This window comes from Micromonospora sp. NPDC048947 (assembly GCF_040649495.1).
Taxonomy (GTDB): Bacteria; Actinomycetota; Actinomycetes; order Mycobacteriales; family Micromonosporaceae; genus Micromonospora; species Micromonospora alfalfae.
Genome location: NZ_JBEZFO010000005.1, coordinates 241969 through 255942, shown reverse-complemented (window position 1 = coordinate 255942; position 13974 = coordinate 241969). Strand labels below are relative to the sequence as shown.

Here is a 13974-nt window from a genome sequence, read left to right as displayed (position 1 = left end):
CATGATCGACGCCTACAAGGGACGGGAGCGGCGGTGGTCCGGGGGCCCTGGCGGGGATCCGGACCACCGCCGTCGCGGGTGACGCCGGGAGGATGGGCGCTCGTCAGCCGACGGCGGCCAGGTCGGTGAGCCGGGCCAGCGAGTCCTCCAGGTCGGCGCCGACCCGACGCAGTCCGAGGCGCAGCATGGCCGCCTTGACCGGGCCGGCCGGCCAGCGGACCACTATGAGGCGCACGACGGTCCCGCCCTCCTCCTCGTCCCCGGTGAGCTGGACGTAGATCTCGGTGCGCGCCTCCGCACGAGCACCGGCACCCTTTGCCCGTTCCCGCCAGCCGATCAGCGTCGGCTCCTGGTAGGCGATCACCTCGGCCTCATGCGCCGAGCCGCGCCCCGCCTGGACGAGTTGTCGCCGCCCGAAGCCCTCTCCCGAGAGCACTTCGGCCGCTCGGACCCCGGCCAGCCAGGCCGGCAACTGCTCGGCCCGCTGAACGACATCCCAGACCACTTCAATTGGCGCCGCCACGTGCGCACTGCGTTCCACGAGGATCATTTCCGTCTTTCCTCCGGTGAGGACATCCCACGATATCGGCACTCTATGCGCTAAATCGGACTTACCTGGACGGGTTCGGAAAAAGACACGCCGATCAACCATTGCGTATTGCGTCAGGCCGGCCTATGGCGCATTCATCGAGAGCGCCCTAAAGTCCCGAGCACGTTTCACGTTGACCGGGAGGGCGCATGTCGACCGCACCAATGCCCCAGTTCCCCACCGGCTTCCGCTGGGGCGTCTCCACATCGGCCCACCAGATCGAGGGCGCCACCACTGCCGACGGCCGCGCTCCGTCCATCTGGGACACCTTCGCGCGCTCCCCCGGGCGGATCAGCGACGGCAGCAGCGGCGAGGTGGCCTGCGACCACTACCACCGACACACCGAGGACGTGGCGCTGCTGGCCGGCCTCGGCGTCACCGCGTACCGGTTCTCCATCGCCTGGCCCCGGGTCCAGCCCACCGGCGCCGGCCCGGCCAACCCGGCCGGCCTGGACTTCTACGACCGCCTGGTGGACGAGTTGCTGGCCGCCGGCGTCGACCCGGTGGCCACCCTCTACCACTGGGACCTGCCGCAACCCCTCGAAGACGCCGGCGGCTGGATGCACCGCGACACCGCCGCCCGCTTCGCCGAGTACGCCGAGAAGACGGCCGCCCGCCTCGGCGACCGGGTCCGGCTCTGGATCACCCTCAACGAGCCGTTCATCCACATGAGCCTCGGATACGGCATGGGTGTGCACGCCCCCGGGCGGATGCTGCTGTTCGACGCCTTCCCCGTCGCCCACCACCAACTGCTCGGGCACGGGCTCGCGGTCGCCGCGCTGCGGACCCACACCGCCAGCCCGGTGGCGTTCGCCAACAACTACTCGCCGGTGCGGGTGCTCGGCGACAACGACGCCGACCGGGCCGCCGGGGCGGCGTACGAGGCGCTGCACAACCGGCTCTTCACCGACCCGCTGCTCGGCCGCGGCTACCCGGAGCTGCCCGGCTTCGACCCGAGCGTCATCCACCCCGGCGACCTCGACACGATCGCCGCGCCGATCGACGTGCTCGGTGTGAACTACTACAACCCCACCGGGGTACGGGCTGCCGAGGAGGGCTCTCCCCTGCCGTTCGACCTCGTGCCGCTGGACGGCTACCCGCGCACCGCCTTCGACTGGCCGGTGGACCCCGACGGGCTACGCGAGCTGCTCGGCTGGCTGCGCGACACCTACGGCGACGCGCTGCCGCCCATCGAGATCACCGAGAGCGGCTGCGCGTACGACGACGCCCCCGACGCCGACGGGCAGGTGGACGACCCGGAGCGGATCGCGTACCTCGACGGGCACCTGCGGGCCGTCCGAGCCGCCATCGACGACGGGGTGGACGTCCGCGGGTACTTCGTCTGGTCGCTGCTGGACAACTGGGAGTGGGCGGAGGGGTTCACCAAGCGCTTCGGTCTGGTGCACGTCGACTACGCCACCCAGACCCGTACGCCGAAGTCGTCGTACACCTGGTTGCGGGACGTGATCGCGGCCAGCCGGCCGGGGTCGGCGCGGTGACCACCCTCGACCCGACGCCGTCGTCGCTGCCGGCGGCGCTCGCCGAGCCGACGGTGCCGGTGCGGCGCGGCTGGATCGGTCTGATCTTCGCGGCCAACCTCGGCGTGTGGATGGCGTTCTTCACACCCATCCAGGTGCTGCTGCCGCAACAGATCGAGCAGATCGCGCCCGGCGACAAGGAGAACATGCTGGCCGTGGTCACCGGCCTCGGCGCGCTGGCCGCGGTGCTGGCCAACCCCCTGGCGGGCGCGTTCTCCGACCGGACCTGCCTGCGGATCGCCGGCCGCGAGTTCGGTCGTCGGCACGTCTGGACGGCGGGCGGGGCGGTGCTGGGAGCGGCGGCCCTGGTGCTGCTGGCCCAGCAACGGACCATCCTCGGGGTCGCCCTCGGCTGGGTCGCCGCGCAGGTCTGCTTCAACGCCATGCTGGCCAGCCTCACCGCCGCCATCCCGGACCGGGTTCCGGTGCGCCAGCGCGGCGGGGTCTCCGGGTGGGTGGGCATCCCGCAGGCGCTCGGGTTGGTGCTCGGCGCGGTGCTGGTCACCGCCGTGGTCACCGGCAACGCCGCCGGCTACCTGGCCATCGCCGTGGCCATTCTGCTGCTGTCGCTGCCGTTCGCGCTGCTCACCCCCGACGAACCGCTGCCGCGTACCCATCGGCCGGCGATCCGGACGCGGGCGCTGCTGGCCTCGATGTGGATCAGCCCTCGCCGGCACCCGGATTTCGCCTGGGCCTGGATCACCCGGTTCCTGGTCCAGTTGGGCAACGCCCTGGGCACCCTCTACCTGCTGTACTTCCTCAGCGACGGGGTGCGCCACCCCGACCCTGAGGGCGGCCTGCTGGTGCTGATCCTGCTCTACACGCTGGGGATGATGCTGACCGCTGTGGTCGCCGGCCGGATGTCCGACCGTTCCGGTCGTCGCAAGATCTACGTGATCGTCTCCGGGCTGATCATGGCGGTGGCGGCGCTGCTGCTCGCTGTCGCGCCGGTCTGGCCGATGGCGATCGTCGCGGCGCTGCTGCTCGGCGCCGGCTACGGCGTCTACCTGTCGGTGGACGCCGCGTTGATCACCCAGGTGCTGCCCCGGGCCACTGACCGGGCCAAGGACCTGGGCGTCATCAACATCGCCAACTCGGCGCCGCAGGTGCTCGGCCCGGCGCTCTCCGCCCCGCTCGTGGTGTACCTGGGTGGCTATCCCACGCTCTACGCGGTCACCGCCGTGGTCACCCTGCTCGGCAGCGCGCTGGTCGTCAAGATCCGCTCAGTCGCGTGAGTCAGGGGGCCGTGGCGGAAAGCAGTCGCGTACCGCCGTAGGCTGGGGGACGTGACAGTACGTGTGCGCTTCGCCCCTTCCCCGACCGGCATGTTCCACGTCGGCGGCGCCCGCTCGGCGCTGCAGAACTGGATTTACGCCAAGCAGCAGGGCGGCGTGTTCGTGCTGCGCATCGAGGACACCGACGCGGCGCGCAACAAGCCCGAGTGGACCGAGGGCATCCTCTCCGCGCTGGACTGGATCGGGATCTCCCGGGGCAGCTACGAGGGCCCGTACTTCCAGTCGGCGAACGCCGGCGAGCACCGGGCTGCCGCCGCGCGCCTGTTCGAGTCCGGCCGCGCCTACTACTGCGACTGCACCCGCGAGGACGTGCAGGCCCGCACCGGCTCGCAGTACCAGGGCTACGACGGCTACCACCGCGACCGTGGCCTCGGCCCCGGCCCGGGGCACGCGCTGCGCTTCCGTACGCCCGACGAGGGCGCGACGGTGGTGGTCGACCTGATCCGTGGTGAGCCCACGTTCGAGAACAAGCTCATCGAGGACTTCGTCATCGCCCGGGGCGACGGCTCACCCGTCTTCCTGCTGGCCAACGTCGTCGACGACATGACCATGGGGATCACGCACGTGATCCGGGCCGAGGAGCACCTGCCCAACACTCCCAAGCAGCAACTGCTGTGGGAGGCCCTCGGGGTCAAGCCGCCGATCTGGGCGCACGTGCCGGTGGTGGTCAACGAGAAGCGGCAGAAGCTCTCCAAGCGCCGGGACAAGGTCGCCCTGGAGGCGTACCGCGACGAGGGTTACCTCGCCGGCGCGATGCGCAACTACCTCATGCTGCTCGGCTGGGCCCCCTCCGGCGACCGGGAGATCGTTCCCTGGTCGGTCATCGAGGACGAGTTCCGGCTGGACGAGGTCAATCTCTCCTCGGCGTTCTTCGACGAAAAGAAGTTGCGCGCGTTCAACGGCGAGTACATTCGTGCGCTGCCGGTGGCCGAGTTCATCGACGCCTGCCAGCCGTGGCTGACCGGCACCGGGACCATCGCGCCGCCGCCGTGGCAGCCGGAGGAGTTCGACGCCGACGCGTTCGCGGCCGTGGCGCCGCTGGCTCAGACGCGGATCGCGGTGCTCAGCGAGATCGTGCCGAACGTCGACTTCCTCTTCCTGGCCTCACCGCTGATCGACGAGGCCGCCTGGACCAAGACGATGAAGGACGGCTCCGCCGAGCTGCTCGACGACGCCGTCGCGGCGTTCGAGGCGCTGGAGTCCTGGGACGCCGAGTCGTTGAAGTCGACGCTGGAGGCGGTCGGCGCCGAGCGGGGCCTCAAGCTCGGCAAGACGCAGGCGCCGGTGCGGGTAGCCGTCACCGGCCGCACCGTGGGTCTGCCGCTGTTCGAGTCGCTGGAGGTGCTCGGTCGCGAGCGCACCCTGACCCGGATCCGCGCCGCCCGCCTGCGCCTGGTCTGACTGTCGCCCGTCGACGCGTCACGAGCGCGTCGCCGGCGTCACTCCACATCACCCGCCTTTGCTCTGCACCCCAATAGGCACCGGTCGCAGACCGTAACCGTCGCCTCCGCGGGTGCAGAGCAAAGGATGAGTCGCGTACCTGAGCCACCGGGAGCGGTGGCAGCAGAGGGTCATCGAACCCGTCGCCGGCGGAACACGAGGCCGGCCGCGAGGGCGGCGAGCAGGACCAGGCCGCCGATCGGCCAGAGCCACCAGCGGCCACCCGAGTCGGACTGTTCCGACGCCGCCGGCACCGTTGCGGCCGTCGAGCTGGCGGGCGTCGCCGACGCGGGCCCGGCGGAGGGTGCGCCCACGGCCGACGGCGACCCGGCCGGGTTGGTGCTGGCAGCGGCCGACGGCGAGGCGGACGGGTCGGCGGCGGTGCCGGTGGTGAGGGTGAACCGCACCTCGCCCTTCACCGGGTGCCCATCGGACGAGGCGAGCTGGTAGCCGACGATGTAGAGCCCGGCGGCGGCCGGCTTGAACGGCACCCGCACCCGACTGCCGTCGAAGGCGGGAGTCCCGCCAGCGACCACATTGTCCGGTCCGGTTATTGTGATCTTCGTCGTAGTCGGTGACGGCTTGGCGAGGAACCGCAGCTCGACCCGGGCTGGTGCCGACGCCACGCGGGCGCCGTCACGCGGGTTGCTGCCGGTCAGCTGGTTGTGGGCGGCGGCCGGAGTCGCCGGCACCAGAAACGACACACCGAACGCCACGCCGAACACCACTGGCATGACCCGCACCGTACGTGTAACCCTGCCCCCCATGAACCCCTCCGTAAGGGTACGATCCGCCCGCTGATCAAACGGCTCCTCATTAGTCGAGCAGAGATCGCAGATAGTTCCAATTACTGTTCTGAAAGCTGCAACTCATCGACGTTCTGCGGAGTCTGTAGGAGTGGACGCGACCATCCGGTCGATGCCGCACCGGCAGATCGGTCCAGACGTCACGACGAAGCCATCCATCGAACGGGGCGAGGAGGCGGGATGCTCCGACACATGAGGCGCTTGGTCGCCGCGTTGGCGGGCACGCTGGCGGTGGCACTGCTGGCGCTTGGCACCGCCGGCTCGGCCTCGGCGGCGCCGAAGCCGGCACCCGCCGGGGTGGACATCACCGGCACCGGGCTGTCCGCGCCGCTGCGATTGCACGCGGACAAGGAGCCCGCCCTCGTGGGCGCGGTCATCGACCAGGTCAACTTCCTCGCCCGCACCGGCATGGCGACCGGTCCGAAGGCAGCCAACCTCGGTCCGAAATACACAGTCGTGGTGCTCGCCGGTGAGACGCCGAAGCAGACCTACGACCTCTATCCCAAGGCGATCGGCGGCCCCCGCGTCTTCCGGCCGGCGAAGCAGCCGGACGGTCGCAAGACCAGCGCCGGCTGGTTCCTGGGTCGGCTCAGCATGTCCGAGACGCTGCGCACCGCCGGGGTGCCGCTGGAGCGGCAGTTCGACACGGTCAGCGGCGGCGCGGGCGGTGGCGAGCGAGTCCTCCCGGAGGACACGCTCGACCCGGCGAAGGACCTCGACGAGGCGCTCGGCGACCTGCAACACCTGCTGCTGCTCAACGTCGGCGTGATGCTGACCATCACTGTCGGCCTCGCCGGGATCGCCCTGCTGATCCGCCGCCGCACGCGCTGAGCTGACGTACCCGCTGAACTGACGTCGACGTACTCGCCGATCAGCGAGTACGTCGGCGGTGCTCAGCACCAGCGGCGCGGTGGGCGCTCCCGGCGGATGGCCCTCGGCCGCGGTCGGACCGCGCCGTGCCGATGTGCCCCGGCCCAGCCGGGAAGTTCGCTGAGGCAACCAGCGGGAACGTCCGAGTCGGGCTCGGCGAGGCCGGTGGGCTCGGCAGAGCGCTGACGCGGCAGCACGGGCTCGTCATCGACGCGCCCGTGCGGTGGCTCCACCGGGTGCGATGGTGCGCCACCGACCGGCCGGCGGTGCTTGCCAGCCGCCTGCGGGTCGTGGTGCCCCGGCCGGCAGGGCTCGCCCTGGGCGCAGCCGTGCTCGGCCTCCCCGTGCGCCATCCCCGGTCTCCTCACGCTCGCCTCACCCTCGGGTGCTCTCCCCGAGGTGCCCTGTCACCGTACTGGCCGGGACCGACGGGCCGCGCGCAGCGTACCCGGGGTCCGGACCGGCCGGTCCTGCTAGACGCCGCTGAGCGCGGGAGCCGGTTACGCAGTTCACAGCTTCTTCCGGCGCCGTTCACCAGGGGCGTCACGGCCGCGGGCGCTCCGACGGTCGGTACGGGTCCGCATACCCCTTTCGGCGCATGGCGGTGCGGTCGAGGTCCTCCCTCGGTGGGAGTTCGACGGGCGACGGCTGTGGTGGGATCGGAGCATGCGTGCGCCACCGTGGCTCGACTCCGGCACCCTCGGCCGCGACCTCGTGCTGGCCTGCGCGTCACTGGCCGGTGGCCTGGTGCTGTACGCCCTGGGTTGGCAACCACAGGTCCGTCCGGACGCGAACGTGCCTTCGGCGTTGTTCCTGCCGCCGCTGGTGGCGGTCTGCGTCGCCGTCGGCCTACGGCGGGTCGCACCACGCGCCAGCCTGGCCGTGGGGACCGGCGCGCTGGTGGTCGACACGGCGCTGGGCAGTTCGCTGGGCACGGTCCTGGTCTACACCCAGGTGCTCTACGACGCCTGCGTGTACGGCCCGCCCCGGCTCTGGCGGTGGTTGCTGCGGATCACCGTGGCGCTGAGCCTGGTCGGGGTGGTCGTTGGCGTGCTCGGGTACGGCCAGTGGCGCGGCGCGGCGCTCGGGGTGCTGGTGGTGCTCGCCGGGCTGCTGCCGGTCCTGACCGGCATCAGTGTGCGGCAGTACCGCGATCAGGCCGCCGCCGAGCGGGCGCGGGCCGAGCAGACCGCCCGGCTGGTCGAGTTGGACCGTCGGCAGGCGGTCAGCGCCGAACGGGCCCGGATGGCCCGGGAGCTGCACGACGTGGTCGCGAACCACCTCAGCGCGGTGGCCATCCACGCCACCGCCGTGCTCTCCGTGCCCGGCTTGGATCGCGGTCAGGTGGAGTCGGCGTTGCGGGTGATCAGGGAGAGCAGCGTGCAGGGCCTCGCCGAGATGCGTCAGATGATCGAGGTGTTGCGCGAGCCCGGGACCAGCGCCGACCCGGCCACGCCGGAGGTGGTCACCGCGCGGCTGGCCGAGGCGGACGGACTGGTCGACCGGGCCCGGGCGGCCGGCCTCGCGGTGCGGGTCCGAACCGATGGCACGCCGGGCGCGTTGCCGGTGGGGGTGGACCTCGCCGCGTACCGGATCGTGCAGGAGTCGCTGACGAACGCGCTCAAGCACGGTACGGGTGAGGCGGAGCTGACGATCGCGTACCGGCCGGCCGAGGTGGTGCTGACCGTGGAGAACCCGGTGCGCTGGAGCGGGGCCGGGTTGCCGGGCGCAGGGGCCGGGCTGATCGGCATGCGGGAGCGAGCCACACTGCTGGCCGGCCGGTTCACCGCCGGACCGCACGACGGCCGTTGGCAGGTGCGGGCGGCCCTGCCCACCGGGGAGGGCGGGTGACCGGGCTGGCGGGGCCCCCGGACGACGCGGGCCCGGCGACGGTTCGGGTGGTGCTCGCCGACGACCAGCCGGCGGTACGGGCCGGACTGGCGATGATCCTGAACGGCTCGGCGGGCGTCGAGGTGGTCGGCGAGGCGGCCGACGGGGACGCCGCGGTGCGCCTGTGCCGGGAGTTGCGCCCCGACGTGGCGGTGCTGGATGTGCGGATGCCGCGCCGGGACGGGATCTCCGCGACCCGGGCGATCGTCAGCGACGGGCTCGCCGACGTGCTGGTGCTCACCACCTTCGACCTCGACGAGTACGTCTTCGGGGCGTTGCGGGCCGGCGCGGCCGGGTTCCTACTCAAGGACACCGACGCCGACGGCCTGGTCAGCGCGGTGCGGACGGTGGCGCGGGGTGACGGCTTCATCGCACCCACTGTGACCCGCCGGTTGATCACCGCGTTCGCGGCCACGGCGCCGGGCGCGTCGGCGGACGCCCGGGCCGCGCTGGGCACCCTCACTCCGCGTGAGCGCGACGTGCTGGCCTGCCTCGGGTTGGGCCTGTCCAACCAGCAGATCGCCGATCGACTGGTGCTGGCGGAGAGCACCACCAAGACTCATGTGAGCCGGATCCTGGCCAAGCTGGACCTGCGCAGCCGGGTGCAGGCCGCGATCCTGGCCCAGGAGGTGGGCCTGCCCGCTCCCCCGCAGCCGTGAGACGGGCCCGCTGGGCGCGCAGACAGTGGTCGGCGGACCGGTGCCGGCGTGGTTGGCCTGCTCACGACGTGTCAGGCTAGGGCGGTGAGCACGCCGGGCGGTGGGGAGCTGTCGGCCACGCTGCGCCGGATCGAACGATCGGCGGGGGCGTTGGCCACCTCCAGCGTGGCCCGGATGGACGAGACGCTGCCCTGGTTCCGGGCACTGCCGGCCGACCAGCGCTCCTGGGTGATGCTGGTGGCCCAGGCGGGCGCGAGGTCGCTGGTGCAGTGGTTGCGCGACGGCGGCGGCACGGCGGACAGCACCCAGGAGGTCTCGGACGAGGTCTTCGCCGCCGCCCCGCAGGCGTTGGCCCGGTCGATCACCCTCCAGCAGACCGTGGCGTTGATCAAGGTGACGATCGACGTGGTCGAGGAGCAGGTGGCGCACCTGGCCGCCGAGGGTGAGGAGCAGCAGCTACGCGAGGCGGTGCTGCGCTTCTCGCGGGAGATCGCGTTCTCCGCCGCCCGGGTGTACGCGCGGGCCGCCGAGTCGCGCGGCGCCTGGGACGCCCGGTTGCAGGCGTTGCTTGTCGACGCGCTGTTGCGCGGTGACTCGCCGGACGTCCTGGCCAGTCGGGCCGCCGCGCTCGGCTGGGCGGACGCCCCGCCGGTGGCGGTGGCTGTCGGCCGGTCGCCCGGCGGCGAGGTCTCGGCGGTGCTGCACGTGGTCTATCGGCAGGCCCGCCGGATCGGCGTGGAGGTGATCGGCGGCGTCCACGGCGACCGGCTGGTCATCGTGCTGGGCGGCGCGCCTGACCCGCTGACCGCCACCGCGAAGCTGCTGAGCGCGTTCGGGGACGGCCCGGTGGTGGTCGGTCCGGCCGTACCGAGTCTCGACGAGGCGACCGAGTCGGCGCGGGCCGCGCTGTCCGGCTTTCGGGCCGCACCGGCCTGGCCGAGCGCGCCCCGGCCGGTGCCGGCCGCCGACCTGCTGCCGGAGCGGGCCCTCGCCGGCGACGCCGAGGCCCGTCGGCGGCTGCGTCACGATGTGTACGCGACGCTGGTGCGCGCCGGTGGGGAACTGCTGGCGACCCTGGACGCCTTCCTGGCCGCCGGTGGCACGCTGGAGAGCGCGGCCCGGGCACTGTTCGTGCACCCGAACACTGTGCGCTACCGGTTGCGGCGGATCGCCGAGGTGACCGGGTTCTCGCCACTGTCGCCGCGCGACGCGTTCGCCCTTCAGGTCGCGCTGACAGTGGGTCGGTTGGATCCGGTCGCCCCGCTGGCCTCGGCGGTCCCGACTCAGACAATGACCCCGGCTACCCGGAAATCCGCCCAAACAGAGGATGATCCCCGCCGATCTTTGTAGGAAACCTCTAAAGGTCCTAGTGTGGTTTGGTCGAAGGCGGCACCGCGTTACCCGCCTTTATCCGGGAGAGTCATAGACGTGCTCGCCGTACTTAGTCCCGGCCAGGGTTCTCAGAAACCCGGCTTCCTGACCCCCTGGCTCGACCTGACCGGCACCGAGGCGCGGCTGCGCGACTGGTCGGCGCTGGCCGGGGTCGACCTGCTGCACCTGGGCACCGCTGCCGACGCCGACGAGATCAAGGACACCGCCCGCACCCAGCCGTTGCTGGTCGCCGCGGCGTTGCTCGCGGCCGAGCACCTGCCGCTCGACGACGTCGCAGTCACCGCCGGCCACAGCGTCGGCGAGTTGGGTGCCGCCGCCCTGGCCGGTGTGCTCTCGGCCGACGCCGCGATCACACTGGCCGGCGTCCGCGGCCGGGAGATGGCCGCCGCGTGCGCGCTTGAGCCGACCGGAATGGCCGCGGTGCTCGGTGGTGATCCCGACGAGGTGATCGCCGCGATCGAGGCGAACGGGCTCTACCCGGCCAACCGCAACGGCGCCGGGCAGATCGTCGCCGCGGGCGCCCTGGACGGGCTGGACAAGCTCGCCGCCGCGCCGCCCGCCCGGACCCGGATCATCCGACTCCAGGTGGCCGGCGCCTTCCACACCCCGTACATGGCTCCGGCCGAGACCGCGCTCGCCGCGGAGGCCGCCGGGATCACCCCCGCCGATCCGGCCCGGACCCTGCTGTCGAACCTCGACGGCACCGCTGTCGACAACGGCGCGGCAATGGTGCAGCGCCTCGTTCGTCAGGTCACCGCGCCGGTGCGCTGGGACCTGTGCATGCGGACGCTGGCCGACCTCGGGGTCACCGGCGTGATCGAGCTGCCCCCGGCCGGCACCCTCGCCGGCCTGGTCAAGCGGGAACTCAAGGGCGACGGCGCCCCGGAGATCGTCACCCTCAACACCCCGGACGACCTGCCGGCCGCACGGGACCTGATCGCCCGTATCGGAGGTCGTTCATGACTGGCAGTCGCATCGTCTCGATGGGGCACTACCAGCCTTCCCGGGTGGTGACCAACGACGACATCGCTCAGCTCGTCGACACGAACGACGAGTGGATTCGCGACCGGGTCGGCATCGTCAGCCGGCGGATCGCCGACAGTGAGACGGTCGCCGACATGGCCGCCGCGGCTGCCGGCAAGGCGCTGGCCAACTCGGGCCTGACCGCCGCCGACATCGACCTGGTAGTGGTCGCCACCTGCTCCTCCATCGACCGCAGCCCCAACGTGGCCTGCCGGGTCGCCGGCAAGCTGGGCATCACCGCGCCGGGCGCGTTCGACCTCAACACCGCCTGCTCGGGCTTCGCGTACGCGCTGGGCACCGTCGACCACGCCATCCGGGCTGGGGCGTCGCGCAACGCGATCGTCATCGGCGCGGAGAAGCTGTCCGACTTCACCGACTGGACCGACCGCTCCACCTGCATCATCTTCGCGGACGGAGCCGGTGCCGCGGTGGTCTCCGCGACCGCCGACGACGAGCCGACCGGGATCGGCCCGGTCGTCTGGGGTTCGGTGCCGGACAAGAGCGACGCGGTCCGCATCGAGGGTTGGCGCCCGTACATCCAGCAGGAGGGGCAGGCAGTGTTCCGCTGGGCCACCACAGCGATCGCGCCGCTCGCGCTCCAGGCCTGCGAGCGGGCCGGGGTCGACCCGTCGGAGCTGGCCGCGTTCGTGCCGCACCAGGCCAACGCCCGGATCATCGACGGCATCGCCAAGCGACTCAACATCCCCGACGCGATCATCGCGAAGGACATCGTCGAGTCCGGCAACACCTCCGCGGCGAGCGTGCCGCTGGCCCTGTCCAAGCTCGTCGAGCGCCGGGAGGTGCCCTCCGGCGCACCGGTGCTGCTGTTCGGCTTCGGCGGTGGCCTGACCTATGCCGGTCAGGTCGTCCGCTGCCCCTGATGACCCCCTCGGGCGCGTACGCGTCCAGGAGCGGCGGTCGGCGACGCCGGCCGCCGGAGAACCCCGATGAAAGGAACCAACCGCAATGACCCGTGACGAGATCACCACCGGCCTCGCCGAGATCCTCGAAGAGGTTGCCGGGGTGAACCCGGACGACGTGGCCGAGGGGAAGTCCTTCACCGACGACCTCGACGTCGACTCGCTCTCCATGGTTGAGGTAGTGGTCGCGGCCGAGGAGAAGTTCGGCGTCAAGATCCCGGACAACGAGGTGCAGAACCTCAAGACCGTCGGCGACGCAGTCAGCTACATCGCGGCGCAGTCCTGATCATGAGTCGTCCAGACGTCGTCGTCACCGGGCTCGGCGCGACGACCCCGCTTGGCGGGGACGTCGCGTCGACCTGGGACGCAATGCTCGCCGGCCGCTCCGGGGTGAGTGCCCTCACCCAGGAGTGGGCCGAGCAACTGCCGGTCCGGATCGCCGCCCAGTTGGCCGTGGAGCCGTCCGAGGTGCTGGACCGGGTCCGCCTACGCCGCCTGGACCGGTCCGAGGCGATCGCGATCATCGCGGCGCAGCAGGCCTGGGCGGACGCCGGCCTCGCCGGTTCCGACCTGGACGGGGAGCGGTTGGCCGTCAGCGTCGGCTCCGGCATCGGCGGTGCCACCACTCTGCTCGCCCAGGACGACATCCTGGAGGCTTCCGGGCCACGGCGGGTCTCCCCGCACACCATCCCGATGCTGATGCCGAACGGTCCGGCCGCCTGGGTCGGGCTGGAGCTGGGCGCCAAGGCCGGCGTGCACTCGGTGGCCAGCGCCTGCGCCACCGGCGCCGAGGCGATCGCCCTCGGCCTGGACATCATCCGCTCCGGCCGGGCCGACGTGGTGGTGGCCGGCGGCACCGAGGCGGTCATCCACCCCCTGCCGATCGCCGGATTCAGCTCGATGCGGGCCATGTCGACCCGCAACGACGACCCGGAGCGGGCCTCCCGCCCGTGGGACCGGGGCCGGGACGGCTTCGTCCTCGGCGAGGGCGCCGGCATCGTGGTGCTGGAGCGGGCCGAGCACGCCGCGGCCCGGGGTGCCCGGGTGTACGCGCGCCTCGCCGGCGCCGGCATCACCTCCGACGCGTACGACATCGTGCAGCCGCACGCCGAGGGCGAGGGCGCCATCCGGGCCATCGCCAAGGCGATCGCCGACGCGGACGTGGCGAAGCGGGACATCGTGCACGTCAACGCGCACGCCACGTCGACCCCCGTCGGGGACATGCTGGAGATCGGTGGGCTGCACAAGGCGCTCGGCGACCACCCGGTGCTGTCCGCGACGAAGTCGATGACCGGTCACCTGCTCGGTGCGGCCGGAGCGCTGGAGTCGATCGCCACCATCCTGGCGATCCGCGACAGTGTCGTCCCTCCGACGATCAACCTCGACGACCCGGAGCCAGGCCTCACCCTGGATGTCGCCGCGCACAAGGCCCGCCACATGGAGATCCCGGCCGCGTTGAACAACGCGTTCGGCTTCGGCGGCCACAACGTGGCTCTCGTCTTCGCCCGCCCCTGAGATCCTGCGAAAGGGCCCCTCCTCGTCGAGAGGAGGG

The 13974-nt window shown here is 72.1% G+C and carries 13 protein-coding genes and 1 pseudogene; 11 read left to right on the top strand and 3 right to left on the bottom strand.

Annotation, left to right across the window (positions count from 1 at the left end; translation table 11 throughout):
* Positions 1-103 precede the first annotated feature (103 nt).
* Positions 104-550, bottom strand: coding sequence for an SRPBCC domain-containing protein (locus AB0B98_RS10395; RefSeq protein WP_238670061.1), 447 nt, complete (start codon positions 548-550; stop codon positions 104-106).
* Positions 551-738: 188 nt separating this feature from the next.
* Here AB0B98_RS10395 and AB0B98_RS10390 point away from each other — a divergent pair, with 188 nt between their 5' ends.
* From AB0B98_RS10390 to gltX, 3 genes are read left to right on the top strand one after another with little or no spacing between them, the layout of a single operon-like run.
* Positions 739-2088, top strand: coding sequence for a GH1 family beta-glucosidase (locus AB0B98_RS10390; protein WP_357361890.1), 1350 nt, complete (start codon positions 739-741; stop codon positions 2086-2088).
* The gene (locus AB0B98_RS10385; protein ID WP_357361889.1) at positions 2085-3362 is read left to right on the top strand and encodes an MFS transporter; all 1278 of its coding nucleotides are present in this window, start codon (positions 2085-2087) and stop codon (positions 3360-3362) included. The genes AB0B98_RS10390 and AB0B98_RS10385 overlap by 4 nt, the downstream gene beginning before the upstream one ends.
* Positions 3363-3413: 51 nt before the next feature.
* Entirely contained in the window at positions 3414-4823 is a 1410-nt protein-coding gene (gene gltX / locus AB0B98_RS10380; protein ID WP_308193523.1) for a glutamate--tRNA ligase, read from the top strand.
* A 170-nt stretch (positions 4824-4993) separates the two neighbouring features.
* Here the strand turns inward: gltX and AB0B98_RS10375 are convergent, their stop codons facing one another.
* The gene (locus tag AB0B98_RS10375; RefSeq protein ID WP_357361887.1) at positions 4994-5596 is read right to left on the bottom strand and encodes a copper resistance CopC family protein; all 603 of its coding nucleotides are present in this window, start codon (positions 5594-5596) and stop codon (positions 4994-4996) included.
* Between the two features lie 252 nt (positions 5597-5848).
* Here AB0B98_RS10375 and AB0B98_RS10370 point away from each other — a divergent pair, with 252 nt between their 5' ends.
* On the top strand, positions 5849-6499 hold the full coding sequence (locus tag AB0B98_RS10370) for a hypothetical protein (protein ID WP_357361885.1): 651 nt from the start codon (positions 5849-5851) through the stop codon (positions 6497-6499).
* 62 nt (positions 6500-6561) lie between these two features.
* On the opposite strand, the gene AB0B98_RS10365 is transcribed toward AB0B98_RS10370, so the two are convergent.
* Positions 6562-6891 (bottom strand): hypothetical protein, encoded by a 330-nt coding sequence (locus AB0B98_RS10365; protein ID WP_357361883.1) that lies wholly within the window; start codon positions 6889-6891, stop codon positions 6562-6564.
* 313 nt (positions 6892-7204) lie between these two features.
* Between AB0B98_RS10365 and AB0B98_RS10360 the strand changes: the two genes are divergently transcribed.
* The 7 genes and pseudogenes from AB0B98_RS10360 (at position 7205) to fabF (ending at position 13937) form a co-directional block, all read left to right on the top strand.
* Positions 7205-8389 (top strand): histidine kinase, encoded by a 1185-nt coding sequence (locus AB0B98_RS10360; protein WP_357361881.1) that lies wholly within the window; start codon positions 7205-7207, stop codon positions 8387-8389.
* 5 nt (positions 8390-8394) lie between these two features.
* Positions 8395-9087 (top strand): response regulator transcription factor, encoded by a 693-nt coding sequence (locus tag AB0B98_RS10355; protein ID WP_357362020.1) that lies wholly within the window; start codon positions 8395-8397, stop codon positions 9085-9087.
* Positions 9088-9135: 48 nt separating this feature from the next.
* The gene (locus AB0B98_RS10350) at positions 9136-10437 is read left to right on the top strand and encodes a helix-turn-helix domain-containing protein (RefSeq protein ID WP_308193525.1); all 1302 of its coding nucleotides are present in this window, start codon (positions 9136-9138) and stop codon (positions 10435-10437) included.
* A gap of 78 nt (positions 10438-10515) precedes the next feature.
* Positions 10516-11424: pseudogene (locus AB0B98_RS10345) on the top strand (ACP S-malonyltransferase); the annotation flags it as partial.
* 14 nt (positions 11425-11438) lie between these two features.
* The gene (locus tag AB0B98_RS10340; protein WP_238670069.1) at positions 11439-12383 is read left to right on the top strand and encodes a beta-ketoacyl-ACP synthase III; all 945 of its coding nucleotides are present in this window, start codon (positions 11439-11441) and stop codon (positions 12381-12383) included.
* An 85-nt stretch (positions 12384-12468) separates the two neighbouring features.
* The gene (locus tag AB0B98_RS10335) at positions 12469-12708 is read left to right on the top strand and encodes an acyl carrier protein (RefSeq protein ID WP_030330276.1); all 240 of its coding nucleotides are present in this window, start codon (positions 12469-12471) and stop codon (positions 12706-12708) included.
* Between the two features lie 2 nt (positions 12709-12710).
* A complete protein-coding gene (gene fabF, locus AB0B98_RS10330; RefSeq protein WP_124855678.1) occupies positions 12711-13937 on the top strand; it encodes a beta-ketoacyl-ACP synthase II in 1227 nt (408 codons plus the stop codon).
* The last annotated feature ends 37 nt before the right edge of the window (positions 13938-13974 follow it).

Coding starts and splice junctions, on each gene's coding strand:
- AB0B98_RS10365 (WP_357361883.1), bottom strand. CDS start 6,891: ATGGCGCACGGGGAGGCCGAGCACGGCTGCGCCCAGGGCGAGCCCTGC.
- AB0B98_RS10360 (WP_357361881.1), top strand. CDS start 7,205: ATGCGTGCGCCACCGTGGCTCGACTCCGGCACCCTCGGCCGCGACCTC.
- AB0B98_RS10335 (WP_030330276.1), top strand. CDS start 12,469: ATGACCCGTGACGAGATCACCACCGGCCTCGCCGAGATCCTCGAAGAG.
- AB0B98_RS10375 (WP_357361887.1), bottom strand. CDS start 5,596: ATGCCAGTGGTGTTCGGCGTGGCGTTCGGTGTGTCGTTTCTGGTGCCG.
- AB0B98_RS10340 (WP_238670069.1), top strand. CDS start 11,439: ATGACTGGCAGTCGCATCGTCTCGATGGGGCACTACCAGCCTTCCCGG.
- AB0B98_RS10395 (WP_238670061.1), bottom strand. CDS start 550: ATGATCCTCGTGGAACGCAGTGCGCACGTGGCGGCGCCAATTGAAGTG.
- AB0B98_RS10370 (WP_357361885.1), top strand. CDS start 5,849: ATGCTCCGACACATGAGGCGCTTGGTCGCCGCGTTGGCGGGCACGCTG.
- fabF (WP_124855678.1), top strand. CDS start 12,711: ATGAGTCGTCCAGACGTCGTCGTCACCGGGCTCGGCGCGACGACCCCG.
- AB0B98_RS10390 (WP_357361890.1), top strand. CDS start 739: ATGTCGACCGCACCAATGCCCCAGTTCCCCACCGGCTTCCGCTGGGGC.